The sequence below is a fragment of the Chroococcidiopsis cubana SAG 39.79 genome (assembly GCF_003991895.1).
Taxonomy (GTDB): domain Bacteria; phylum Cyanobacteriota; class Cyanobacteriia; order Cyanobacteriales; family Chroococcidiopsidaceae; genus Chroococcidiopsis; species Chroococcidiopsis thermalis.
The window spans coordinates 1-26423 of sequence record NZ_RSCK01000060.1 but is presented as its reverse complement, the minus strand read 5'-3'; the positions used below and the strand labels follow the sequence as shown (position 1 = coordinate 26423).

Sequence of the window (26423 nt, the reverse complement as noted above, 5' to 3'; positions counted from 1 at the left end):
GCGCGATCGCACCCGCTAATAGAGTTAGTTCAAATTCTAGCCTAGAGCAATTGAGTCAGTTTCCGCTATCTGCTGCAAGCTTTGCCAAAATATTAGATATAACTTGTCATTGGTCATGAGTCATTGGTAAGTCGTAAGTCGTAAGTCAGAAATTGTTGATTCTATGCAATTACGAAAAGTTATGCAGTATATCCGCCAACTCAGTACTTATGTGTTGGCGATTGTTATAGGTGTATTTCTAAGCGGTTGTCTGTGGGTACTACCATCACAAGCAGACCCAGTACCTCAAGCAACTATTTCCCAAGCTGCCACACCAGCAGCCCCAACTCAAAAAGCTGCCATCCAGCCCAACAGCTTTGTAACTGCGGCAGTTAATCGCGTCGGACAAGCGGTGGTACGCATCGATACAGAACGCACGATTACGCGCCGCCTACCCGATCCTTTTTCAGACGACCCATTTTTCCGGCGCTTTTTTGGCGAAAACTTTCCCCAACAATTGCCACCCGAACGTTTACAAGGATTGGGTTCTGGCTTCATTGTCGATTCTAGCGGCGAGATTTTAACCAATGCCCACGTTGTCGCTCAAGCCGATAAGGTGACGGTAACTTTAAAAGATGGGCGTGTTTTGGAAGGTCAGGTGCAAGGTGTAGATGAAGTTACCGATTTGGCAGCGATTAAAGTCAACGGCAAAAATTTGCCCGTAGCACCTTTGGGAGACTCTTCTAGCGTCCAGGTTGGAGATTGGGCGATCGCCGTGGGAAATCCCTTGGGATTAGATAACACCGTCACCCTTGGTATTGTCAGCACTCTTAAGCGTTCTAGCGCCCAAGTTGGCATTCCCGATAAACGGCTAGATTTCATTCAAACCGATGCGGCGATCAATCCTGGTAATTCTGGGGGTCCGCTATTGAACGATCGCGGTGAGGTCATCGGCATCAACACGGCGATTCGCGCTGACGGGATGGGGATCGGTTTTGCAATTCCAATTGACAAAGCCAAAGCGATTAAAGATCGGTTAATTCGAGGTGAGCAAGTCGCCCATCCATATATTGGGGTACAAATGGAAACCCTTACCCCCTCATTGGCAAGGCAAAATAACAGCGATCCTAATTCGGCAATTCAAATTCCCGAAGTGAATGGCGTATTGGTAGTACGAGTCTTACCCAACTCGCCTGCTGCTGCCGCTGGGTTGCGTCGGGGAGATGTCATCGTCCAAGTAGACGGGCAGACGATTACGAAAGCCGAACAGCTACAAAGTTTAGTCGAGGATACTCAAGTCGGGCAGGCGATCCAAGTCAAAGTCCGGCGGGGCGATCGAACTCAACAACTTTCCGTCCGCACGGGCGAGTTGCAAAGCGCTTCGCTCAAATAAGAGATTTTATTTATCGAGAGGCGAAATTTTGTCTCTTGACAGAAAACGAAAGGGTGGGCATTGCCCACCCTATTTTTTAGTTAGATATCGTCGTCGTCGAAGTCGTCATCGTCATCATCGTCATCATCGTCATCATCCATGTCGCCAGCTGAAGAGTCGTCGATCATCAGATCGTCATCTTCATCCAGGATGGCAGCGTTGCGATCGAAACCGAAGCTATCTCCCATACCGTCTAAGTTATAGGCACGAGCCGTGCGATCGTCGAGGACGACATCCATGGCATCGTCACCATCATCAAAGACGCTGGTTGACATGGTGTCGAAATCGTCAGTACTGGTCGTACTGACTTCTTCGTAGGTGTTAAAACCAGTTCCCGCTGGAATCAAGCGTCCGATGATTACGTTTTCTTTCAGACCCCGCAACCAATCAGATTTACCCTCGATCGCTGCTTCAGTCAGTACCCTAGTCGTTTCTTGGAACGAAGCTGCTGAAATGAAGCTATCCGTATTCAGCGATGCCTTGGTAATACCCAAGAGCATCGGCGTATACTGTGCTTTCGCCCCACCAGTGATGCTCATTGCTTCGTTGACCTGCTCGACTTGCCGCAGTTCGATCAACTCCCCTGGCAACATGGTCGTGTCGCCACCATCGTCGATCCGCACTTTGGAAGTCATCTGACGCACGATCACTTCGATGTGCTTGTCAGAAATATCAATGCCTTGAGACTGATAGACGGACTGAACTTCATTCACTAGAAATGTCTGAACTCGCTGTAAAGCTTCCAGCGCACTAGCATAGACACCCTCGGCAGCATTGCGATTGTAGAAAATCTCCAGAATTTCATGGGGGTTTGCTGGACCGTCGGTCAGTGGCGTACCTAACTCTATGTGCGCTCCATCAGAGACAATGGCATTTTGCCCAGGTCCAATTGGATACTCGGTAAGATTGCCAGAATCTTCAATCACCTTAATGGCAACAGTTTCATCCTCAATCCGATTGTATTCTACCGTACCGCCAGCACGGGCAAGGATACACGCTTCTTTTGGCTTGCGCGCTTCCAGTAGTTCCTCAATTCTGGGTAAACCCTGAATGATGTCTCCGGTTTTTGCCCGTTCAAAGACCAACAACACTAAGTTATCGCCCCGTTGAACCAGTTCGCCGTCTTCGACTTGCAATACCGCACCGTTACTGACGCGATAAGGGCGACCTGTGCGTACAACCACTTCATAAGCATTGCTAACCAACGCACCATCGCCTGGTTGTTCCTGCTCTTTTTTGTCTCCCGTTGCCTTCTTAATTTCCAGTACTTGCCCGGATTCAGCCACAACTGCTCCCGGAGCGATTTCCATACCTGCTACAACCAAGTCACCAATTTTGACTTGAGGACGTTCTTTGGTTGGAATGGATAGGCGATCGCTTTCTCGCAACACCAGAATGCGGCGAATGGCTTCCGCACCTTCGCGAATACCGCGAATTTCTCCGGCTTCTTTGCACTGAATTGCCGTCCGTGCCACCACTGCACCAGGTGGAATATTCTGCCCGTCTTCTACGAGTAATGTGGTTGAAGTACTGCCTTGGGTAGCATCGGCGGCTACGTCGCGGCGGATTGTTAGAGACTCCAAAATTACCAACTGCAAGCGCTGGAGTTCGGGATCTTCTGCATCGGGAATCAATTCGATATCTGCCACCATTGGCGAACTACCGTGTTCTCCGCTCGTGTCTTGCTCGATTTCCAAGACCAATTGCGTCCGCAGCAGTTCTACTCCTTCAATCGACTTCACCCGCTCGGAATCTTTAAAAGCAATACGCTGCATCGATCGCAACTCAATCCGGCGACCCGATTGGTTAACGGATTGCGTGCTGGGTACGGGTGGAACATCTGGTACGGCATATTCGATTGCGGGACGTAGCAGTAAGGCTGGACCTTCAGGCGATTCGACATACTCGATATAACGCAGTTCGGATAGGGTATGTCCTGGGACGATTTCTTCTCCAGGCTGACCTAAAGTTCCGTCTCTGCCGAGTGCTGCTTCTGGGTCGTCTAACATCAGCAATTCCCCTGGCTTCACCACCAGTTCGCGCAAAATGTCATTCTTCTGAGTCACGGTGACAACGCCGCTATTCTGGCAGAAGATATCCTTCACGACTTCCGTACCCGCTTCGACATACGTGCCGTCCTCGACGATTAGCAGGGAGATATCCTTATTGACTTCGTGAGATTCTTCAGGAATCCACAATAAAGTTCCACCCTTGACGACTTCGTAACCTTGCTTTGCCTTACCTTTTTTCCCGATTTCTACCCCAGCAAATTTGACAATTCCACCAGTAGCAGTGCGGTAGCGATCGTCAATTAGCTCTGCAACAACTTGACCGTTTTGCACTTTTGTGCCTGGGGTTGCTAAGAGCGAAAATTGTTGACCGTTATTTGTTTCGATCGTGTAATGCTCGCGACCTTGAAAGCTTTCCGATCGCACGGTAGCCGTATCGAGAACCACAGAGGCAGTAATGATTTCAATTTCTCGCTGCCGCGCCCCATCAGCAGCTTGGGGTAAGCGCACGACACCCCCATGCACGCTGGTCAGTTTCATCTGCGCCAAGACGCTATTCGCTTCGACGCGATCGCCGTTGTTGACGCTGGGTTCTGCACCTGGGGGCAAGTTGTAAACTTCTCCCGACAAGATCCAGATCAAGCCGCCTCTAGATGCAGTCGTCGTCGTGTTACCTTGACGGTCGGTCTTTTCCTCGGCGACGACATCCGCAAATTTGACTTCTCCTGCCAAGTCCGAAGCCACGTCTTTCGTAACTTTTTCCGTGTTAACTCTGGTGGTACGGTTGCCAACGGGGACTTCAGCGATTAGTTGTCCAACTGTTACTGTCTGACCGTCATTGACATACACGATCGAACCTTGGTTGACGGGAATATTCACTTTGCTGCCATTGGCAAGCTCCAAAGTCAGCGCCCCATTGTTTTCCGCCATCAGCGCGTCTTCCCCGTGGCGGGTTCTAAACGGACGATTGCGGAGATTGCGCGGCATCCGAATCGTACCGTCTTGTTCTGCCCGTGCTTGTCGCGCTACTTCTCCGGTAAATACGCCGCCCGTGTGGAAGGTACGCATGGTTAGCTGCGTGCCTGGTTCGCCAATACTTTGAGCGGCAATGATCCCCACCGCTTCACCCAAATCCACCATTTTGGCGTGCGCCAAGCTCCAGCCATAACAGTGCTGGCAGACCGACCGCGCTGCTTCGCAGGTGAGGGGCGATCGGACCATCACTTCTTCAACGCCTGCTTTGTCTACTGCCTGCGCCAATTCGTCATGAATGGGCTGGTTTCTCTGCACCAACACTTCTTTCGTTTTTGGGTGGATGACATCAACTGCCGCGACTCGCCCCAGCAAACGATTGCCGATCGGAATCAAAGTGCGATCGCCATCCATCATCGGGCGCACGGGAATGGCGCGGGTCGTACCGCAGTCAAATTCCCGTACGATCACGTCTTGGGATACGTCTACCAAGCGTCGTGTTAAGTAACCGGAGTCTGCCGTGCGCAGCGCCGTATCTACCAGACCCTTTCTCGCCCCGTAGGACGAGATAATGTATTCGGTAACGGTCAGCCCTTCGCGGAAATTTGTTTTAATTGGCAAGTCGATAATTTCCCCTTGAGGGTCTGCCATCAACCCGCGCATTCCGACCAACTGCCGCACCTGGGCGATCGAACCCCGCGCCCCAGAAATAGACATCATGTGTACCGAGTTCAGCGGATTCGTCCGCTCGAAGTGACTCATCACTTCATCTTTGAGGGCTTCGCTGGTACTGTTCCAAGTGTCGATCACTTTTTGGAAACGCTCGACCTCAGTGATTTCTCCCCGTTGGTAACGCGCTTCCGTGGCTCTAATTTCGGCTTCGGCAGCTTCCAAGAGCGATCGCTTAGAAGGCGGAACCATCAAATCGTCAACGCTAATTGAGATCCCTGCTTTCGTCGCGTAGCGAAATCCTAAATCTTTCAGCTTATCTGCCATAACTGCCGTGCGAGCAGTGCCGTAAGTCGTGAACGACCAAGCAATTAGATTTCTCAGCTGGCTTTTACCAACTACGCGGTTGCGAAAAATAAATTCCTTACCGTCTGCCATGTTTTTAGTGAGTAGTGAGTAGTGAGTAGTGCGTAGCGCGTGATGAGTGGGGAATCGTAGGGGCGGGTTTTTTGAAGATACCTGTTCTGGAATAAATCCTTCTGCGGTTGAACCCGCCCTTACAGGGGAAGTGAGTTAATTGCGAATTTTGAAATTTTCCTAGTCCCCAGCCCCCTAATCCCTAGCTGACAATCGAGTCTTGAATTGCTTTGTTGTAAATAATCCGACCAGGAGTTGTCAGGATGAACTGCGACAGCAAATTACCGCTACCATCCTCTCGGACTCGTCGTTCGCGAAAGTGTTTGGTCACGGTGCCGTCACCCTGCTTTTCTACTTTTAAAGGCTCGCTGTCTGGCTTCGCCGTCTCTACTTTGCCGTCGTAGCGTACCCAAACTTTGGCGTGTAGGTCTACTCGCTCTTGCTCGTAAGCTACGATCGCGTCATCGAGCGATGCAAAGTAACTGCCAGCGCCACGATTGTTGTTGGGATTTTCGGCAGTTAAGTAGTAACAGCCCAAAACCATATCTTGGCTGGGAGTAATAATCGGTCTGCCTGTTGCTGGAGACAGAATATTGTTAGAAGCTAGCATCAACAATCTTGCTTCTGACTGCGATTCCAGGGACAGAGGCACGTGAACCGCCATCTGGTCGCCATCAAAGTCAGCGTTGAACGCCGGACAGACCAAAGGATGGAGCTGAATGGCACGACCTTCTACCAAAATTGGCTCGAAAGATTGAATCCCCAAGCGGTGAAGCGTTGGAGCGCGGTTGAGCAGGACTGGGTGTCCTTCAATCACCTCTTCTAAAACGTCCCACACGCTGGGGTCATTGCGCTGAATCAGTTTTTTCGCAGCTTTAATATTGTTGACAATTCCACCGCGAATCAGACGATGGATCACAAACGGCTGGAATAGCTCGATTGCCATTTCCCGTGGCAAACCGCACTGGTGAATTTTAAGTTTGGGTCCGACGACGATTACCGAACGTCCCGAATAATCAACCCGTTTGCCGAGCAAGTTTTGGCGGAAGCGACCTTGTTTCCCTTCGATAATATCCGATAAGGATTTCAACGGACGATTGTTTGCGCCTACCACCGTGCGTCCCCGCCGACCGTTATCGATCAAAGCATCGACGGCTTCTTGCAGCATCCGTTTTTCGTTACGGACGATGATTTCAGGAGCCAAAATCTCTTGCAAGCGCGCCAAACGGTTGTTCCGGTTGATTACGCGACGATACAGATCGTTTAAGTCGGACGTAGCAAATCGTCCGCCGTCGAGCTGTACCATTGGGCGCAAGTCTGGGGGAATTACTGGAATATAACTCATTACCATCCACTCTGGTTTCGAGCCAGTGGCGATAAAGTTATCGATCACCCGCAGCCGTTTGATCAGTTTTGCCCGTTTCTGTCCTTTTGCCGTACCAATTTCTTGCCGCAGCGTTTCTGCTTCTGGTTCCAGTTTGATATCCGAGAGCAAATTCGCTAATGCCTCAGCTCCGATTCCTACTTCTATACCTTCTAGGGTAGAATCTTCGCTGTAAAGTTGGTCTTCAATCTCAATCCACTGGTCTTCGCTGAGCAATTGTTTGTACGTTAAAGTCTCGGCGTTGCCTGGTTTGAGGACGACATAAGCGTTAAAGTAAACAATTTGCTCGACATCCCGTAAGGGCATATCTAACAAAATCGAAATATAACTAGGAATACCCTTGAGATACCAAACGTGGGCAACTGGAGCCGCGAGTTTGATAAAACCCATCCGGTGGCGGCGGACGCGGGATTCCGTAACTTCCACACCGCAACGCTCGCAAACAATGCCCCGATGCCGGACGCGCTTATACTTGCCGCAGTGACACTCCCAATCTTTCGCCGGACCGAAGATTCGCTCGCAAAATAGCCCGTCCATTTCTGGCTTGAGCGTTCTATAGTTAATTGTTTCTGGCTTTGTCACCTCGCCCACCAACTGACCGTTAGGCAAGGTTCTTTCTCCCCAGACCCGAATCCGGTCAGGCGAGGCGATCGCAATTTTTACGTAGTCGAACTGATTTGATAATCCTGGTCTCATATTTGAGGGGTAAGGGGTAAGGAAGGAGTCAGGAGTGAGGAGTCAGGAGTGAGGGGAAGATAAGAATTATCCCTCGCTCCTCGCTCCTCGCCCCTTACTCCTAGTTAAATTTCTTCTTCTTCCAACGATTCGCGACTGAGAGATTCGTAGGTAGGACGGGAAGGAGTGCGGCGACCAGCCGGATCTGCCATCAGATCCACTTCGACATCAGAGGTACTGCCGTCAGTTTGAGTTTCTACCTTATGCACGGCAATATCTAGCCCCAAAGATTGCAACTCTCGCATCAATACCTTGAAAGATTCGGGCGTGCCAGGTCGAGGGATAGCCTTGCCTTTGACGATCGCGTTTAAGGCTTCGTTCCGTCCTTGCATGTCGTCGGATTTCACCGTTAGCAGCTCTTGCAGGGTATAGGCAGCGCCGAATGCTTCTAGCGCCCACACTTCCATTTCGCCAAATCGCTGACCGCCTTGCTGCGCCTTTCCACCCAAGGGTTGTTGCGTCACCAAGGAGTAAGGACCTGTTGAACGAGCGTGAATCTTGTCGTCTACCAAATGTACCAGTTTCAGCATGTAAGCCATCCCAATCGTGATCGGGCGATCGAATGGTTCTCCCGTTCTGCCGTCGAATACTTGGATTTTCCCCGGATTTTCTGGGTCGTACATCCAATCTTGAGCGGTGTCTTCTCTGGCTTGCGTCAATTTGCCGTGAACGATCGATCGCGATGCTTCTTCACCAAACATTTCATCGAATGGAGTTAGCTTAAACCGCAGACCCAAGTTAGCTCCCGCCCAACCTAAGAGGCACTCAAACACTTGTCCCACATTCATGCGGGAAGGTACGCCCAATGGGTTCAGCACGATGTCAACGGGTCTGCCGTCTGGCAAATATGGCATATCTTCTAAAGGCAAAATGCGAGAAATAATTCCCTTATTGCCGTGTCGTCCTGCCATTTTGTCGCCAACTTGGATCTTGCGCTTTTGAGCGACATACACGCGGACGACCATGTTAGCGCCAGGGGGTAGTTCGTCCCCCTGTTCGCGGGTAAACACGCGCACGTCTACTACACGACCTTTTTCGCCGTTGGGTACGCGCAGCGAGTTATCGCGTACATCCCGCGCTTTTTCACCGAAAATTGCCCGTAGCAGTTTTTCTTCTGGTGGTTGGTCAGATTCACCTTTGGGGGTAACTTTGCCAACTAAGATATCGCCCGATTCTACCCAAGCGCCAACGCGGATAATTCCTTGTTCGTCTAACTGTCTCAGGGCATCTTCCCCAACATTGGGAATTTCGCGGGTAATTTCTTCGGGTCCGAGTTTGGTCTGTCGTGCCTCAATTTCATACTTTTCAACGTGAATTGAGGTATACAGGTCTTCCTGTACCAACCGTTCCGAGATCAAAATTGCATCTTCGTAGTTGTAGCCTTCCCAAGGCATATAGGCAACTAGAATATTTTGTCCCAGAGCAATTTCACCGCCCTCAGTTGAGGAACCATCAGCAATTACCTGTCCGGCAGCAACGCGATCGCCTTTACGGACGAGCGGGCGCTGGTTGAGACAGGTATCCTGGTTGGAGCGCTGGTATTTGGACATTTGGTATTCAATTTCGCTCCCATTAGCAGCACGGACGCGAATGCGGGTGGCATCGATATAACTGACTTCACCATCAGTACGGCTGATGATTACCATCCCAGAGTCCCGCGCTGCTTGTGCTTCTAGCCCCGTCCCAACTAAGGGTCGCTCCGGTTTGAGTAAGGGGACCGCTTGCCGTTGCATGTTGGAACCCATCAGGGCGCGGTTAGCGTCGTCGTGTTCCAAGAACGGGATCAAGCTGGTGGCAACAGAGACGATTTGTACTGGTGTCACCTGCACGTAGTCCACTTGGTCGGGGGTGGTGGTGGTAAAGTCTTGGCGATAACGCACGGGGACTTGAGCGCCTAGCAAGTTACCGTGTTCGTCGATCGGCACGTCCCCAGGTGCGACGCGAAAATCGTCTTCCTCGTCGGCTGTCATGTAAATAGGAGCGCCATCGTACAAGACTCGCCCGTTTTTCACTTCGCGGTAAGGCGTTTCTAAAAAGCCGTATTGGTTAACTCTGGCGTGGGTTGCCAAAGAACCAATCAGACCCGCGTTGGGACCTTCTGGAGTCTCAATCGGGCAGATCCGCCCGTAGTGCGAGGGGTGAATATCTCGCACGGCGAAACCCGCCCGTTCTCGCGTCAATCCGCCAGGACCGAGGGCTGAGAGGCGGCGCTTGTGAGTCAATTCTGCTAAGGGGTTGGTCTGATCCATAAACTGCGACAGTTGGCTGGAGCCAAAAAACTCCTTAATCGCAGCGACCAGGGGTTTGGGGTTGACCAATGAAGTCGGGCTGAGGTTATCTGTATCCGAGACGGTCATTCGTTCGCGGATAATCCGTTCTAAGCGGTTTAAGCCGACGCGGACTTGGTTTTGCAGCAACTCGCCGACGCTTCTAACTCGTCTGTTGCCCAAGTGATCGATATCGTCGGTGTTACCCATGTCGAACTCTAAGTTGATCAGGTAGTCGATCGCTGCCAAAATATCTGTTGGTGTCAGTACCCGCGTCGTATCGGGGATCGATAAGCGCAGCTTTTTATTCAGTTTGTACCGTCCGACGCGCCCTAAATCGTAGCGCTTGGGATCGAAAAAGCGCGAGTCGAGGAGCTGTTGACCGCCCAATACCGTTGGTGGTTCGCCAGGACGTAGCTTTTTGTACAATTCCATCAGGGCTTCTTCTTCAGAAAACTGCCCTTCTTTTTCGATCGTTTTTTGGAAATATTCTGGGTGACGCAGGGCATCAAAAATTTCATTATCTGTCAGGGCAAGTGCTTTCAACAAAATTTGCGCCGACAGTTTACGAGTTTTATCAATGCGTACCCAAACTAAATCGTTCCGGTCGGTTTCAAATTTCAGCCACGCGCCTCGGTTAGGAATCAAACTGGCGCTGTAGGTGCGACGACCGTTTTTGTCGAGTTCCGATTTATAGTAGACTCCAGGCGATCGCACGATTTGATTGACGATTACCCGTTCTGCGCCGTTAATAATAAACGTACCGCGATCGGTCATTAGGGGCAGGTCGCCAATAAAAACCTCTTGTTCTTTAATCTCGCCTGTCTCTTTATTGATCAAGCGTGTCGGTACGTACATCTGTACGGCATATGTAGCATCGCGACGCTTGGCTTCGTCTACATCGTATTTAGGCTGTTTGAGTTTATAATTTTGACCTAGTAAGTGCAGTTCTAATTTGCCCGTGTAGTCGGTAATTGGTGAGAAGCTGTTGATTTCTTCAATTAAGCCTTCTTCTAAAAACCACCGAAAACTAGCTTTTTGAATTTCGATCAAGTCGGGCAGCAAGTAGGAGGTAGATTCTTTAGATATCTCTGTAGTCATGCGTCTTGAAGCTCGCTAGTGAAAGTGTTTGGCGGATCGTCTCGAATTCGGAATTGTGAATTCGGAATTCGGAATTGTTATCTCACCCACGCTATTTCCTCGACTGGGTGTAATCCCAAGACTGGAATGGAGTTATAAATGTGGGGGAGGGATTGTCGATGCTATGCATCTGCTGGTTTTCCGTGAATGAATCTAGAGGCTTGTACCGTATACCATATAGTTCTAAATTCCGAATTCTTTTACGAGAGTCGTATTTCTAAACTGTTCTCGAGCCATCAAGCAGACAACAGCTAAACGATCGCCGTTGACGGAATTTCCCGTTGAGGCGATCGCGTAAGCAAAAATCAAAAGTGTTCTGAGTCAGGAAACCAAATACTTGACAGTTACAAGAAAACAGCAGTCTATTCTGGCTCATTAGATCGTAGGGACGGCAGATTCCGGTTGCTACAGCGAAAGAATAATTTCTCTTATTTTCTCACCTATGTTTTGTCAAGGGGTAAGAGCAAAAATTTACGTTGAGGCGGCGTAATGATGTATATTCCCAACTTTTGTGCGGTGGGCTAAAAAATTGTTTCATACATGCTCCTTAACCATTATGGCGTTTTTAATATACCTATGACAGCAGGTGTAGCGAATCCGAGCCGTTGTTCTCATCGCTAGTTCACGCCGACAAACCGAATAGTTGACAAGCATTAGCCGTTGTTTGAGCTGCAATCTCTTCTAGTTCAACCCCGCGCAGGTGAGCCAGAAACTCAGCGACATGCCAGACGAAAGCCGGTTCGTTGCGTCGCTCTTTTCGCTTGGGAACTGGAGCCAAAAACGGACAATCAGTTTCAATCAACAGGCGATCGCTGCTTACCATCTGTGCTGCTGTTTGAACAGTACGAGCATTCTTAAACGTGACAATGCCGCTGAAACTTATATAAAACCCCAAATCTAGAAACCAGGCAGTTTCCTCTGGAGTTCCGCTCCAGCAATGCATGACCCCGCGAATTTTCTCGCCGTGACGCTGCTTCATCGACTGTAATATCTCTCTAACTTGTGCGGCTGCTTCCCGACAATGGATAATAACAGGTAAGTTGAGGGTAGCTGCGATCTCCAATTGCGCTTCAAATACTTCTCGCTGTTGCTCTTGGTTTTCTGCTTTATAGAAATCCAGTCCCATCTCGCCGATTGCCACGACTCGATCGTTACTACACGCCAAGGACAAAATTTCTGTTGACATACTCTCCGTCCATTTGTGGGCATCTAGTGGATGTAACCCCACGGCAAAGCTGACTTCAGGAAATTGCTGCGCGATCGCCCTGATGCTGGCAAATTCTGCTGGTTCGACACAGGAATGAACCAAGTGTACGACTCCTGCTGCTTGCCATCGCGATCGCACGGCTGCCAAATCCGGTTCAAACACGTCGAAGTTGAGATGTACGTGAGAGTCGATCAATTGCATAACTAGGGAGTAGGGATTCGGGTCGTAGGGAGTAGCAAGTACTTAAAACCAGCCACTAGCCACTAGCCACTAACCACTAGTTTTAGCCATTTCGTACTGCTTGAGTTGCTTAGCCAGACGGGATTTTTTCCTAGCTCCATTATTACGATGGAGTACGCCCCGCTTTACGGCTCGGTCGATTTTGCTGTATGCTGCCGACATCCGTTGTTGGACTTCTTGCTTCAGCTCTGGAGTAGGATTGGCGGCGTAAGCTTCCAGAGTACTGAAATACTTTTTCATCAGCGTTTTGACTGCTGAGCTATATGCTTTATTCCGCAGCCGATTACGCTCGGCAATTTGAACGCGCTTGATAGCAGACTTTGTATTAGCCACAGTTAAGTTAGGGAACGTAAATTAGACAAAATCCTAGATGTACTAATATAGCACCTAGATTGACAAGATTGCGATTCTACTAAAAATCCAGGTTAAGCTAGAGAAGCAAGAACAAATAAACCATAATCGCCGTCAGGCGGATATAGTATAGTTTTGTTCCCCAGCAGGCAATTCCTAGATTAGCATCCCGAACTCCATGCTGCGAATCATCACTCAGCAGGCTGAGGTAAGAGCCGAACTCCAGCGGATCTGCGATCGCACCCACGACGAACAAGTGGCTCATAAGGAAGCGACGGTTCGGGAGGTGCTTCAGACCGTGAAGCGCCAAGGAGACCGCGCCTTAATTCACTACACTGAAGAATTTGACCAACAAACGCTGAAACCAGAAGACCTGCGCGTGAGCGGCTCGGAACTGGATGCGGCTTACCAACAGGTGTCTCAAGAATTACTCAGCGCCATCCAGCTCGCCTGTCGGCGGATCGAGGCATTTCACCGCCAGCGCGTCCCTAAATCTTGGGTACATTTCGACGAGGACGGGGTGGTATTAGGTAAGCGATACACCCCAGTGGATAGCGCGGGGCTGTATGTCCCTGGAGGGCGAGCTGCCTACCCCAGTACGGTGTTGATGAACGCAATTCCAGCAAAAGTGGCTGGGGTGAAGCGCTGTGTCATCGTCACTCCGCCAGGGATGGGAAAAACCATGAATCCGGCGGTGCTAGTGGCGGCTCAGGAAGCAGGAATTGAAGAAATTTATCGCGTCGGGGGAGCGCAGGCGATCGCGGCTTTGGCATACGGTACGGAAACACTGCCGAAAGTCGATGTGATTACGGGACCTGGTAATATTTACGTGACGCTAGCGAAAAAACTCGTCTACGGTACGGTGGGAATCGATTCTTTAGCCGGACCTTCGGAAGTCCTAATTATTGCCGACGAACAGGCTAACCCCGTCCACGTTGCTGCCGACTTGTTAGCCCAGGCAGAACACGACCCAATGGCAGCGGCAATATTGTTAACGACAGATGCGAGTTTGGCTAAGCAAGTTCAAACAGAAGTCGAGCGCCAGTTAGTCAATCACCCGCGCCGGACGCTGACGGAAAAAGCGATCGCCCACTATGGTTCGATCGCAGTCGTGGACTCGCTCAATACTGCGGCTCAACTATCGAACGAGTTTGCCCCCGAACACCTAGAATTAGAAGTAGCCGATCCTTGGGCGCTGTTAGAGCAGATCCGCCATGCAGGAGCGATTTTCTTGGGTAATTCTACCCCAGAAGCTGTAGGAGACTACTTAGCCGGTCCCAACCACACGTTACCTACTTCTGGTGCTGCTCGTTATGCTTCCGCTTTGGGGGTAGAAACTTTCCTCAAACACTCTAGTGTGATTCAGTACACGCCGGAAGCACTCCAAAAAGTTGCAGGGGCAATTGATACCCTCGCAACAACCGAAGGACTGCCTTCTCACGCTGATTCTGTGCGGTTGCGAATGCAAGATTTGCAGGCGGGAGATTGGCAAATCGGAACTGGTGAAAAGGATGGACAGTGACCAGCGAACAGTGACCAGTAAACAGTCACCAGTGACCGCGCACCACGATTTACTGCGAACTGAGAATTGATACCTGATAACTGGTAACTGTAGTATGGGAGGTTTGGCGGTGCTAAAGACGATTTTAGTGGCTCTTGACGGTTCGGAAATTCAGGAACGAGTGATTCAGAGTTTGGAAGAACTGCAACTCCAGCAGACAACAAAGGTGGTTCTCGCGCATGTCGTCCCTGCGGTCGAGTTAAGTCAAGAAGTTGTCAGCGATCGCCCCCAAGCCGTAGCGGAAGGACTACCCTATTTACAAATAGAAAAGCAACTGCAATCTTACCAAGCAAAAATACCAGGAGAAAGCATCATCGAGATCGTTACGGGCGATCCTGCTGAAGAAATTATTCGGTTAGCAAACATTTATCAAGCTGACCTAATTGCGATCGGCAGTCGCGGCTTGACTGGAGTAAAACGAATCATTCAAGGTTCTGTTAGCAGTCAAGTAGTGGAAAATGCTCCTTGTTCTGTATTAGTAGTCAAACCTGCTAGGTAAGAGCAGTCGTAAGTCATAAGTCACTAAAGTAACTGACAACTAATTCGTGCAAGGATTTATTAATTTAAACAAACCGCTAGATTGGACTTCCCATGACTGCGTGGCGCGGGTCAGGCGATTGTTGCATACGTCGCGGGTAGGGCATGGGGGTACGCTAGACCCTGCGGCTAGTGGCGTTTTGCCAATTGCGATCGGCAAAGCTACGCGGTTATTACAGTTTTTGCCTCAAGACAAAGCTTACCGAGCTACGATTCAACTTGGCATCACAACCACAACTGACGATTTAGAAGGAGAGATCCTGACTTCCCAGCCAGCAACAGATCTAAGCCTAGAGCAGATTGTTCCAAAACTCAAACAATTTCAAGGCAAGATCGTCCAAATACCACCCAAATATAGCGCCATCCAGGTAGGGGGAAAGCGGTTGTATGACTTGGCACGAGCAGGAGAGGAAGTAGACGTGCCAGAGCGCACGGTAGAGGTATATAAGATTGAAATTTTAAACTGGCAAGCGGGAGATTTTCCGAAATTGGAAGTGGCGATCGCTTGTGGTGCGGGAACGTATATTCGGGCGATCGCGCGGGACTTAGGTGCGGCGTTAGGTACTGGTGGAACGCTAGCAGCATTAACTCGTACTCGTAGTAGCGGTTTTGAAATTGCTGCAAGTCTCAGTTTCGATGAATTAGCCACACAGCTAGAGCGAGGCACATTCGAGCCTATTCCTCCTGCTAAAGCTTTACAACATCTTCCTAGCGTTAATTTATCAGAGCCAGTTGCGCGTAAGTGGTGTTTGGGTCAAAAAATTCCATACCCAGAAGTTCCCGTTACTATGACAAACGATACTTGTTTACGAGTTGAAAATGAGGGCGATCGCTTTTTGGGTATCGGGCGTTTAGTTCAAACGGATGATGTATGTTTGTTAGCTCCTCAAATAGTTTTTGTTCCCTCATAGTCGGCGATCGATTATCAGTTATCAGTTATCAGTCTACCCTGGGCTTAAACTTTAGATATCTCTATGAGGAGATTGAGAACTACTTTTAGAAACACGGTATTTTTTCAAGATATATGGAATAATCTAGCTACTCTAATACAGAGTTACTGCGTTATCTAAATCAGCTAATTTTTATGAAGCGATATCTGTTTTTGATTGGGATATTGATTCTTTCTGCTGGCGTAATTCTGACTCACTCGTTCGTGGTAGCCGCTACAACTCAGCCACAACGAGTCAGTTCTGTGACAAGCGATCGCATTGCCCTTGATGAAGGGGTAAACAATGAAAACAACTTTTTTGCCTCTCTGCCTGTTTTGACAAAACAAGAGAGTCGGGCGAAAAATCGTCGAAAAGCTTTCGATAGACTGATTGAATCGGTGAGTGCAGCTAGAATAATTGAACTGAATTTCACTTGGGATACTAATTCGCCGTTGTTTCCGACAAATACCCCTTACTCAATTAGTCTATTAGCGAGACACACTCAGACTTTTGGTACGGTTTCGGGTGGGATTGGCTTTGCCACAGATAAGATGGATTTTAGCGGACAACATGGCGCACCCACTATCGATGCGATCGGTCATATTTCAAATAATCTCAAGCTATTTGGGGACATAGATGCTGCAACTAGCGAAAGCGATCTGGGACTGACAAAGCTAGGAGTCGAAGCCTACCCGAAAGAGCAGTTTGTCAACCGAGCAGTTTTACTGGATGTTGCCCGTTTCAAAGGAGTGGAGACACTTGCAGCGGGACAGGAGATTACTGTCGCAGACCTAGAAGCAACGGCGCGAGCGGAAGGAGTTGAAATTCAATCGGGTGACTCAGTATTAATTAGGACTGGCTATGGGAAGTTTTTCAACACCGAACCGACAAAGTTTTCAGAACCTCTTCCAGGTCCAGGCGAAGCAGCGGCTCGTTGGCTGGCGAAGAAGAAAGTTTTTCTGGTAGGGGACGATCAGTTAGTCTTTGAGGTGCTTCCCGCCACAGGAACGGTCTTTCCAGTGCATCGCACGCTAATTGCAGATAACGGAATCTACATTGTAGAAAATTTAAATCTAGAAGAGTTATCACAAGCATTGGCTCAAGAGGGCGTTTACGAGTTTCCTTTAGTCCTGAATCCACCTAGAATCAGAGGTGCGACAGGAGCTGCAGTTAATTCGTTTGCAATACTACCGCGTTAAGCAGTTCATATTGACAATCTGCTGATTCCAACAATAAGGGGCATTGCACCGCTACTGTAAAGCGGACACAACACCCCTTATACTGCCTATGTTAAATTTTTCCTGTCTTCTGTCTCCTGACTTCTACAAAATTAGAAGGTTTCTGTACCCCAGCCAGGAGCTTTTTTGGCTGCTGTCAAAATAAAAGCTGCTAGATTTTCCACTTGTGCTTGTGTCAACCAGCTTTCAGGGACTTCGCGACACCAGTAAGTTTCCTCGCTGCCGTCGTAAGTCATTGGTTTACGCATATAAGCAACTAAACCGTTAATATTGTCCCGCGATGGCATGGCTCCTTTCAGCTTTTCCAAAGAGAGTGAAACTTCTGGAAAAGATATGGTGCTACCACCAACGTGACAAGTCTGGCAGCTTTGTGAAAAAGACTGCTTCCCTTGGGATATTTCTTCTGGTGAAAACGAACGAGTCTCGCGATCGCTCACTTCCAAATCGATTGGCTCAGTGACATGTAAATACCGAGCCACGTAGGAGTCAATCGCAGCTTGAGCAGGAGTACTTGGCAGCAGTAGCACTCCCAGGCAAACTATGAGAGAAAAAAACAGACAGCCAAACAAACGATAGGTCATTGGTTCATGGTCAATGGTTAACAGTCATGAGTCACCAGTTTATGGCAAACAACACGCGACAAATGACAAACAACTTAATAATAGATTTTGCCGCCTCCCCACTTGTCACCCAAAATCTTTGGTTGAAGCAGAACATGTCCGGCGATCGCTGTTAAGTCCTCATCCCGTAAATTTCTCATCGCTGGGTAAATATCCGCACTCTTGATACTGGGATGAATTTCGGCGATTTCCTCCTCTCCGTCATAGGTAGTAGGATTTTTCATATAATCCACCAACCCTTCAATGTTGTTGCGGGATGGAGAAGCTCCGGCTAGACTTTCCGGGTCTAGCCCGACGTTTTGGTTAGTCTTGGTTACACCACCAACGTGACACTGAGCGCAGGCGTAGTTAAATAGGCGTTTGCCTTCCTGCACCTGTTTGAGGCTCAGTACCGTAGTGTCACCTTTGTCATTCAGTGGCACTGTACGGATAGCTTCGCTCATCTCAACTGCGGCGGCGCTGCCAACAACTAGCCCAAATGCTAACATCACAGTCGCCATTACTAGCCCGATTAATCTTTTGAACATGGTTCTCCTAAAATTTGGACGCTCAACACAGCACTTGTTCCGGTTTGCTCAATCTCTAGTTCGATTTCACTGACGATCGCTAGCTTCAGAGCTTTGCCTTTGAGACAAAATTTGACTGATAACTGCCTTAGCATCTTCCAAAGCTAGACGGGTCTGAGGATTTTTATAAGCTATTCCCAAGCGATCGCACAAAACCATGACCTCCACTGCGGGAAGGTTATAGTCCGCTGCGATTTCTGCAATGGACAAATCGGCAAAACCCATAATGAACGATTGTTTAGAAACAATTAGAGATTGAGACAGACGCTCTAATTATGTATGAATACCATGTCACTGCACAATTTGTTTCCTAAACCTGGAAGAAGAAGGGACTGAGAACTAGAGGCTAGGGGCTAGGGAAAGACGGATTTATGAATTTTATATGAAGAATTGTAAATTTACTGTTAAAAGTTTCCACTAGCAAACTCTGTGGCTAGACGAGACAGAAAACTTTGCTTCTGCCGTTATGCAGAACAGCAAAAACAAATAGCCCTTGAATCACAGCATCTAATATTAGTAGAATTGCGCAGCTTTAATGCACAGAAAACCCTTCGCAACCGCTTGCCAAGGTTTTTGACTTCTGTACGGGCGGATTTAGCCATAGAATTATTTGTTCTTTCGTAGATATCTTGAAAAAACCCGCCCCTAAGACTTCTGACTTCGCGTGCTAGTTCTTAACCTCTAGACGCTAATTTAGCTAGAAATACTCGAACTAAGAGCTATGCCTTCTAGATGTACCAGATTTGGAGCCGTAGTAAGTGGTTGATGTAGGGCAATCGACTGAGCCAAAGTTTTCTTAAGTTGGGTACGAGGAACGATCGCATCGACGAAACCGTGTTCTAGTACGTCTTCAGCCGTTTGGAAATTATCTGGGAGTTTTTGACGCAGGGTTTGCTCGATCACCCGTCGTCCGGCAAAACCGATTGTTGCTTTTGGTTCTGCCAAGATGATGTCGCCTAACATGGCAAAACTCGCCGTGACACCGCCAGTCGTTGGATTTGTTAACACTGGAATGTAGAGCAATTGGGCAGCGCGATGACGTTCTAAGGCGGCGGAAATTTTTGCCATCTGCATCAAGCTGAGCATTGCCTCTTGCATTCTCGCACCACCAGAGGCACAGACAATTACTACAGGATATCGCTTCTGGGTTGCTTGTTCAATTAAACGGGTGAGTTTTTCGCCTACCACCGACCCCATACTACCGCCGAGAAAGCGAAAATCCATCACGCCAAGGGCTGCTGGTAAACCGTCAATTTTACCGAAACCTGTTTGCACGGCATCATTTAAACCAGTTTTTTCTTGGTATTCCCGTAAGCGATCGCTATAGGCTTTGCGATCGCGAAATTGTAGTGGATCGGCGGGACGCAAATTCTCATCAATTGGCTTCCAGGTGTTGGCATCGATCAACTGGCGGATACGTTCGTTGCTATCTACCCGCATATGATGCCCACATTCCAAACAAACCATTTGATTTGCCATCAAATCCTTGTTGTAAGCCAGAACCCCGCATTCAGGGCATTTATTCCACAATCCATCAGCAATGTCACGCTCGTGCCGTTCTTGACTAATAGAACCAGATTTGCGGCGATTGGCAAACCAGTCAAGTAAAGACATTAAACCGCGAGATTCGTCGTTAGTAGCCATGTTTATCTCGATCTTCTACCAGTTATGAAATTTGTAAACAGCGTTTATGCCCTACACTTCTAGTTTCTGTAACTTCGATACCTTATTTTGGTTACTTTAGTTACTCTCGTGTTATTAAACTTAAACTTAGATATTCTGACATTTTTTAGTGCTACTTTACTCCTCTTCAATTGGACTCAATAGCAGTAAGGCAGTCCACCGATCCTTTGCATAGACTTGCAAAGCGGCAGGACTGCCTGCACCAAAATAGCTTGTACTACCCAAATCTAATATCCGTGTTGGAATGCCATGCGCCTCTAAGAGCTGTTGCATCAGTTCTGCTTCCCAGCGCCAACTCGTCGTCCTTAGCGTCATCCAGTTCACAAGATCATGTTACCAGAATCAGGGGCTAGGGGTGAGGGGGACAAGGGGGAACTCGCTCTTCCCCACGACCGAAGGCAGTGGGGATTAGGGGGCGAAGGGGGACAAGGGGGACAAGGGAGAGAAGAGAGCAAAAATACTACTTACTACACCCTACACCCCACACCCCACAACGCCAGTTGCTTCAACGGGGGGAACCCCCGCACCGCACTGGCTCCCCTACACCCCATTCATCACGCACCACCTTCTTTCCTTCGCTCCTCACTCCTCACCCCTATACAGTCACCCCTACATACCTACATAGTAGGAAACATCAACCGGAAGTAAGTCGAAAGAATGGCTTCACCAGCAAACACGGTGATGACTGCGCCGAGGGCGAGAAAGGGACCGAAAGGCATTGGTTGGCGGCGATGGAGTATCCCAAGGGCGATCGCGCCTCCGCCGACAAATGCACCCAAAGCACAAGCCAGAAAACCCGATAAGAGTAAGTATTTCCAGCCCAACCAAGCACCCATCATGGCGGCTAATTTCGCATCCCCTCCACCCATTGCGGTTTGTCCGAGACAGATGGAACTCACGATGATAATGGCATCAAACAACCAAATTCCCAATACAACTCCAATCGCACCAGCCATGAGTTGATGAATTGCTCCTGCCCAAGTGCCTTGAACTAAATAACCCATAGCTAGTTGAAATATCAAACCCAGAACTAATCCCGATTGTGTTAGGGGGTTGGGCAATGTCATCGTATCTAGATCGATCAGCGATAGTGCCAGCAACCAACTGGCAAAAGCCCAATAACCGAGGGTTTGAGCTGAAATATCAAACGTCCAAAAAATTGATAGAAATAGCAGTCCCGTGACTGCTTCAATAAGTGGATAGCGAATGGAAATTGGATTTCTACAGTACTTACAGCGCCCTTGCAGTAACAGCCACCCTAGCACTGGTAAATTTTCTTTTCCTAGCCGATGCAAGCAATGAGGGCAGCGAGAAGGCGGATAGAGAACGGATAACCCTGCTGGTACGCGATAAACTACAACATTGATGAAGCTACCAATAGACGCTCCAAGAGCAAAAACTATAACTGCAACTGGTATGGCAAGGAGAGTATCCATTTATGAGGGGTAAGGAATCAAGGGTAAGGGGTAAGAGTGCAGTAAGTTCTGACTTACGACTTACGACTTACGACTTACAACTTAACTTATGGGTTTTCTGCTTCGATTTGGGCGATGGGGATGAAGCGTTCTTGGGGTAACAGGATCGGTTGAGTGGAAAAGAGAACCTTACCCTGATAAGTTAATTGATTGACAACAACTCCTGATGGGCGCTTGGCATTTGAGGCGTGAGTTTCGCAGTAGTCGCGGTAAATTTGACGAGCTACTTTCAAGATTGTAGGGTCGATCAACACAGGGTAATTTAGGGGATGAGAGGGGTCTTCAGTTCTCCGCGATCCAGCATATACCACAAAATTGCTCCATCTCTATCTAAAATTATTCTTAAGTTATAGCTGGTGCATCTAGGTTTGTCACCCTTTTTGGTTGTCAGTTGTCAGTTATCAATGAAGAATCACTACCAATGACTAATGACCAATGACAAATGACAAATAACCAATTACCTATCATCCTTTGGTTAATTCCTCAATCAGTGCTTTACCCATTGCCCGACAGCCCAGTAAATTCATACCAGGGGACATGATATCGCCCGTGCGATCGCCTCTGTCTAAAACTCTTAATACTGCTTGCTCGATGCGATCGGCTGCCTCTGGTTGGTTTAAGCCGTAGCGTAACATCATAGCAGCACTGAGAACTTGTGCTAGAGGATTTGCTTTGTCTTGTCCGGCAATGTCGGGGGCGGAACCGTGGACGGGTTCGTAAACTCCTGCACCACTAGCACCTAGACTAGCGGAGGGTAACATCCCGATACTACCTGTCAGCATAGCTGCTTCGTCTGAGAGAATATCACCGAAAAGGTTGCCTGTAACTATTGTGTCGAATTGTTTCGGGTTGCGAACTAGCTGCATGGCAGCGTTATCGACATACATGTGGGTGAGTTCGACATCGGGATATTCTGAGGCAAGGGCAGTGATGCGATCGCGCCACAGTTGAGAAACTTCCAACACGTTCGCTTTATCGACAGAACAGAGTTTGTTCCTGCGTTTTTGAGCTGTTTCAAATGCAACTCGTCCGATGCGATCGATTTCTGACTCGGCGTAAGCCATCGTATTAACTCCCCGCTTTTCTCCCGTTTCGCTGGAAAAAATGCCCTTGGGTTGTCCGAAGTAAATTCCCCCTGTCAGTTCTCGCACCACCATAATGTCTACTCCTTCCACGACTTCCCGCTTAAGAGAAGAAGCGTCAATGAGCTGTGGCAGAATCTTAGCGGGGCGTAAATTGGCAAATAGACCTAAACCCGATCGCAGTCCTAATAACCCCGTTTCAGGGCGCTGGTGGCGCGGTAAGTTATCCCATTTGTAACCGCCGATCGCGGCTAATAATACCGCATCGCTGTGACGGCAAATTTCCAAAGTTTTCTCTGGTAAGGGTTCGCCTGTAGCGTCAATGGCTGCACCACCAATTAAGGCTTCTTGAAACGTAAATCCAATATTTAGTTGTTCTCCCACCAGCTTTAGCACCTCTACCGCTACTTGGATGATTTCGGGACCAATGCCATCCCCAGGTAAAAGCGCGATTCGGTATTGCTGCTGTGACATATTGGGTGATTTGGATAAAGACTTATCGGGTTAACTATCGTAGCAGGGAAACGGAGCGTAAATTCTGGATTATACTCTGCTCCACTTGCTATTCTGACTCATTAAATAATAAAGTTTCTTATTAAGAAAAATCTGCTATTGATTTGCAAATATCACTTGCTCAAGCAATATAATGACCATCACCATCTCGCTGCAAGCATGGGAAGATCTGCAACAAGAAGTAAACGAAACTGTCCAATACGATCCTTTCGACCCGTTAGATGTTACTTGGCAACTTCCTCGACTAGTCGGATATGGATACATGCGGTGGATCGAGCTGCGTCAAGGGTTAGAGTTAGAAATTACAAATTTTCGCTTGTGCGATCGCCTGATTCTCCATTGCCCCGAACTCCCAAGCCGATTAAAATTTCATTGTCATCTGTCTGGGCAGCATGAGGATAAACAGACAATCGTTGGTGACAGAGAATTTGCGCTTTACGGTAGCGGACTTGCGCCGAAAGAATCGAACGTTGGTCCAAAGCAAAAGGCTTTGGAGGTGACGGTTTACATGCAGCCCGAAACGCTGCGATCGTTCGTTGGTAATTCCAACGGACAATTGCCTGTGGGACTTCAGCAACTCATTAGACCTAATGAGCGAGAACGCTACACCCGTGTTGCTAAGATTACCCCCTCAATGGAAAGCGTAATGTGGCAAATCTTGCAGTGTCCGTTTCAGGGAATTATGAAGCGAATGTATCTGGAGAGCAAAGCACTAGAGTTAGTCAGTCTGGTTTTGGGGCAAGAAAGCGAAATACAGATGGGAGAACGGACTATTAAGCCACTAAATGCAGGAACTTTGGAGCGCATTCACTACGCCAGAACGCTGCTGTTGCAAAACCTACACCAGCCGCCTTCTTTACCTGATTTAGCGAGGCAGGCACAGCTGAATGAATACACGCTCAAGCGCGGATTTCGGCAGGTTTTTGGTACAACTGTGTTTGCCTATCTGCATAAATATCGACTAGAGCAGGCGCGTCAATTGCTAACAACTGGACAAATGGCAGTATCAGAAGTGATGAAAGCGGTGGGATTTAGCGATCGCCATCACTTTGCTGCGGCTTTCCGCAAGCAGTTTGGAGTGAGCCCTAGAGAGTTTCTCATGCGACACAAATGCTCCGTCTAACCCACCAAAAAAGTTCCCGCTAGCCCACCAATGTATCTTTTGCGATCGCAGTGACTTCGGTAGTCTCTTACTATTGCAAAAGATTCTTAATTTTAGTGCGGTGTGATGTTAAATCATCTGTGGCGATCGGTGTTGATGGCTGGTGTTGTTCTGTGCTTAGTTGCCCCGCCTGCTGTGGCAGAAGAGACAGGCAACGAAGCAAAAGGGGAAAACGCGAAATCTCATGCCCCCCTTAATAAGGGGGGTTGGGGGGATCGACAACTCGCCCAATCTCCAATTCAAGTCACAGGGGTGAGACTCAACCCTACTGAAACTGGAATTGAGGTAATATTAGAGACTCCGCAAGGTAAAGCACTCCAACCAAGGGCGATCGCTTTAGGTAAGTCATATATTGCTAACATTCCCGATGCTGTGTTAGCTCTACCCCAGAACCAAGAATTTCGCCAAGATAACCCAGCTAGTGGGATTACTCGTGTCAGCGTAACTCAGACTGCTGGTAACAATATTCGGGTGACAGTGACAGGTGCGACGGGTTTACCAGCAATTCAGTTGTATGACAGTCCGACGGAGGGTTTAATTTTCGGCGTTGCCAGTGCAGCATCTTCTACACCGCAGGGACAAAAACCTCAAGCACCGTCGGGCGAAACTGATAAACCAGTGGTAGGGGAAGACGAGGAAAAAGAAATTGTTGTTACAGGGGAACAAGAAACAGGGTACAACGTACCTAATACATCAACTGCAACTCGAACCAACACACCCTTGCGGGAGATTCCCCAGTCGATTCAAGTCATTCCCCAAGAAGTGCTACGCGATCAACGCGCCGACCTTACTAGTGCGCTCCTCAATGCCCCAAGTGTCCGTAATTCTGCTCCTACTAACTTTGACTCATTGCGGTTACAAGTTCGGGGATTTTTTACCCCAGTAACGGTAAACGGTTTCAAAGATTCTTTAAATTCTTCTACCATTGGATCTGACCTGACAGGATATGACAGGATCGAAGTCCTTCTGGGTCCCAACTCGATTTTATTCGGTTCATCAGCGCCAGGGGGTACGGTCAACCTGGTGACAAAACAGCCCCTACGCGATCCTTACTACTTCGTCGAGGCAACCATTGGTAATTTTGATTTTTATCGTGGTGAAGTTGATTTATCTGGACCATTAGACGAATCTAAGAATGTCCTGTATCGATTGAATGCTTCTTATCGAGATCAGGGCTTATTTACTGACTTGACCAACACTACAAGTCTAGTAATTGCTCCGGCAGTGAGTTTTGCGTTCACAGAAAATACAAAATTAACTCTTGAAGGTCGCTACGCAGATGTCAAATTTGACTCCATTACTTTTGGATTGCCCTTAATTGGAACTATAGATTCTAATCCTAATGGAGAAATACCCCGCGATCGCAACGTCAACGAAGGTACTCTTGATGCTGAAAGTTCCAGAATTGGATACACATTAGAGCATAAATTTAATCAGAATTGGTCGTTAAGAAATGCCTTTCAATATACTAGATACTTTTCTGCTTACTTCGGTGATGATGGTAAGGGAGGAACTTTCCCTACTGCGCTTTTACCTGATAACCGGACACTTGAGAGAATATATTTAAATGAGCGTTCTGAGCAGAGCGACTATAGGCTTTCGACCGATGTTATTGGTAATTTCGCAACGGGTTCAATCCAGCATCAGTTATTGTTTGGCTTGGATTTGGGTAGAGTAACTGGTGAGTTTAGCGGTCAAAATAGAGAAATCGCTCCCCTCGATTTGTTCGATCCAATTTACGGTCAACCACCTGGAGCAGTCATACCTGGGTCTGAATATGATAACAAGAACGAGACAGAAGAACTTGGTTTGATAGTGCAGGATCGAGTGACAATTACGGACAACTTAAAGCTACTTTTAGGCGGTCGATTCGATATCTTTGAGCAAACTGACACAGACTCGATCGCCGATACAGAAACAAATCAGTCGGGAGATGCTTTTAGTCCCCGTTTGGGTATTTTATATCAGCCAATTCCGCCTATTTCCCTCTACGCTAACTACAGTCGCTCGTTCGAGCCATCCATCGGTCAATCTTTTGACGGTAGCGAATTTGAGCCGACTAGAGGGACTCAGTTTGAAATCGGAGTTAAAGCAGATTTGAACGACAGACTTTCAACCACATTGGCGTGGTATAACATCTCTCAATCAAATGTTACAACCGAAGATCCCGATAATATAGTGGGACTTTAAAACTTTCTAAGCCCAAAGATAGCCTGACTTGGCTTTGTGAGCGGCAAATACGTTGATGTGGGTCA

Annotated in this window: 22 protein-coding genes; 8 read left to right on the top strand and 14 right to left on the bottom strand. The window is 48.3% G+C overall.

Translation table 11 applies throughout. The annotated features are described in order from the left end of the window. Positions 1–163: 163 nt before the first annotated feature. Entirely contained in the window at positions 164–1372 is a 1209-nt protein-coding gene (locus DSM107010_RS25855) for an HhoA/HhoB/HtrA family serine endopeptidase (RefSeq protein WP_106169693.1), read from the top strand. 80 nt (positions 1373–1452) lie between these two features. Here the strand turns inward: DSM107010_RS25855 and DSM107010_RS25850 are convergent, their stop codons facing one another. The 6 genes from DSM107010_RS25850 to rpsT form a co-directional block, all read right to left on the bottom strand. Next, positions 1453–5499 (bottom strand): DNA-directed RNA polymerase subunit beta', encoded by a 4047-nt coding sequence (locus DSM107010_RS25850; protein WP_127024231.1) that lies wholly within the window; start codon positions 5497–5499, stop codon positions 1453–1455. A gap of 181 nt (positions 5500–5680) precedes the next feature. Then, entirely contained in the window at positions 5681–7558 is a 1878-nt protein-coding gene (locus DSM107010_RS25845) for a DNA-directed RNA polymerase subunit gamma (RefSeq protein ID WP_041462323.1), read from the bottom strand. 104 nt (positions 7559–7662) lie between these two features. Beyond that, the gene (rpoB, locus tag DSM107010_RS25840) at positions 7663–10965 is read right to left on the bottom strand and encodes a DNA-directed RNA polymerase subunit beta (protein ID WP_106168073.1); all 3303 of its coding nucleotides are present in this window, start codon (positions 10963–10965) and stop codon (positions 7663–7665) included. A gap of 222 nt (positions 10966–11187) precedes the next feature. Continuing rightward, a complete protein-coding gene (locus DSM107010_RS42430; RefSeq protein WP_255409909.1) occupies positions 11188–11313 on the bottom strand; it encodes a hypothetical protein in 126 nt (41 codons plus the stop codon). A gap of 313 nt (positions 11314–11626) precedes the next feature. After that, on the bottom strand, positions 11627–12412 hold the full coding sequence (locus DSM107010_RS25835; protein ID WP_106168074.1) for a TatD family hydrolase: 786 nt from the start codon (positions 12410–12412) through the stop codon (positions 11627–11629). 69 nt (positions 12413–12481) lie between these two features. Continuing rightward, the gene (gene rpsT, locus DSM107010_RS25830) at positions 12482–12784 is read right to left on the bottom strand and encodes a 30S ribosomal protein S20 (RefSeq protein WP_015152546.1); all 303 of its coding nucleotides are present in this window, start codon (positions 12782–12784) and stop codon (positions 12482–12484) included. 196 nt (positions 12785–12980) lie between these two features. Between rpsT and hisD the strand changes: the two genes are divergently transcribed. From hisD to DSM107010_RS25810, 4 genes are all read left to right on the top strand, one after another. Next, a complete protein-coding gene (gene hisD / locus DSM107010_RS25825; protein ID WP_015152545.1) occupies positions 12981–14324 on the top strand; it encodes a histidinol dehydrogenase in 1344 nt (447 codons plus the stop codon). A gap of 109 nt (positions 14325–14433) precedes the next feature. Beyond that, positions 14434–14862: a universal stress protein gene (locus DSM107010_RS25820; RefSeq protein ID WP_015152544.1), complete on the top strand. Its 429-nt coding sequence runs from the start codon at positions 14434–14436 to the stop codon at positions 14860–14862. A gap of 46 nt (positions 14863–14908) precedes the next feature. After that, positions 14909–15811 carry a tRNA pseudouridine(55) synthase TruB gene (gene truB, locus DSM107010_RS25815; protein ID WP_106168075.1) on the top strand — a complete coding sequence of 301 codons (903 nt, stop codon included), beginning with the start codon at positions 14909–14911 and terminating at the stop codon, positions 15809–15811. A 173-nt stretch (positions 15812–15984) separates the two neighbouring features. Then, positions 15985–17028: a cyclase family protein gene (locus DSM107010_RS25810; protein WP_015152542.1), complete on the top strand. Its 1044-nt coding sequence runs from the start codon at positions 15985–15987 to the stop codon at positions 17026–17028. A 131-nt stretch (positions 17029–17159) separates the two neighbouring features. Here DSM107010_RS25810 and psbV2 read toward each other — a convergent pair whose 3' ends face one another. The 5 genes from psbV2 to DSM107010_RS25785 form a co-directional block, all read right to left on the bottom strand. Next, positions 17160–17648 (bottom strand): photosystem II cytochrome PsbV2, encoded by a 489-nt coding sequence (gene psbV2, locus DSM107010_RS25805; RefSeq protein WP_015152541.1) that lies wholly within the window; start codon positions 17646–17648, stop codon positions 17160–17162. A gap of 74 nt (positions 17649–17722) precedes the next feature. After that, the gene (gene psbV, locus DSM107010_RS25800; RefSeq protein WP_106171078.1) at positions 17723–18214 is read right to left on the bottom strand and encodes a photosystem II cytochrome c-550; all 492 of its coding nucleotides are present in this window, start codon (positions 18212–18214) and stop codon (positions 17723–17725) included. A gap of 66 nt (positions 18215–18280) precedes the next feature. Further along, positions 18281–18478 (bottom strand): hypothetical protein, encoded by a 198-nt coding sequence (locus DSM107010_RS25795; protein WP_015152539.1) that lies wholly within the window; start codon positions 18476–18478, stop codon positions 18281–18283. Positions 18479–18946: 468 nt separating this feature from the next. Beyond that, positions 18947–19897 carry an acetyl-CoA carboxylase, carboxyltransferase subunit beta gene (gene accD, locus DSM107010_RS25790; RefSeq protein ID WP_015152538.1) on the bottom strand — a complete coding sequence of 317 codons (951 nt, stop codon included), beginning with the start codon at positions 19895–19897 and terminating at the stop codon, positions 18947–18949. A 156-nt stretch (positions 19898–20053) separates the two neighbouring features. Continuing rightward, a complete protein-coding gene (locus DSM107010_RS25785) occupies positions 20054–20260 on the bottom strand; it encodes a putative signal transducing protein (protein ID WP_041462322.1) in 207 nt (68 codons plus the stop codon). Between the two features lie 6 nt (positions 20261–20266). Here DSM107010_RS25785 and DSM107010_RS40020 point away from each other — a divergent pair, with 6 nt between their 5' ends. Continuing rightward, positions 20267–20584 (top strand): hypothetical protein, encoded by a 318-nt coding sequence (locus DSM107010_RS40020; RefSeq protein ID WP_199755741.1) that lies wholly within the window; start codon positions 20267–20269, stop codon positions 20582–20584. On the opposite strand, the gene DSM107010_RS25775 is transcribed toward DSM107010_RS40020, so the two are convergent. The 3 genes from DSM107010_RS25775 to leuB all read right to left on the bottom strand — a co-directional run bounded on the left by DSM107010_RS25775 (position 20554) and on the right by leuB (position 22967). After that, on the bottom strand, positions 20554–21372 hold the full coding sequence (locus DSM107010_RS25775) for a prepilin peptidase (protein ID WP_106169394.1): 819 nt from the start codon (positions 21370–21372) through the stop codon (positions 20554–20556). The two genes, DSM107010_RS40020 and DSM107010_RS25775, sit on opposite strands and share 31 nt — an antisense overlap. An 86-nt stretch (positions 21373–21458) precedes the next feature. Further along, a complete protein-coding gene (locus tag DSM107010_RS25770; protein ID WP_015152535.1) occupies positions 21459–21722 on the bottom strand; it encodes a hypothetical protein in 264 nt (87 codons plus the stop codon). Positions 21723–21875: 153 nt separating this feature from the next. Further along, positions 21876–22967, bottom strand: coding sequence for a 3-isopropylmalate dehydrogenase (gene leuB, locus DSM107010_RS25765; RefSeq protein ID WP_015152534.1), 1092 nt, complete (start codon positions 22965–22967; stop codon positions 21876–21878). A gap of 172 nt (positions 22968–23139) precedes the next feature. On the opposite strand from leuB, the gene DSM107010_RS25760 reads away from it, so the two are divergent. Continuing rightward, positions 23140–24129 carry an AraC family transcriptional regulator gene (locus DSM107010_RS25760; protein WP_106169393.1) on the top strand — a complete coding sequence of 330 codons (990 nt, stop codon included), beginning with the start codon at positions 23140–23142 and terminating at the stop codon, positions 24127–24129. 105 nt (positions 24130–24234) lie between these two features. After that, positions 24235–26358, top strand: a complete 2124-nt coding sequence (locus DSM107010_RS25755; protein WP_241994347.1) for a TonB-dependent siderophore receptor — start codon at positions 24235–24237, stop codon at positions 26356–26358. Positions 26359–26423: the final 65 nt, after the last annotated feature.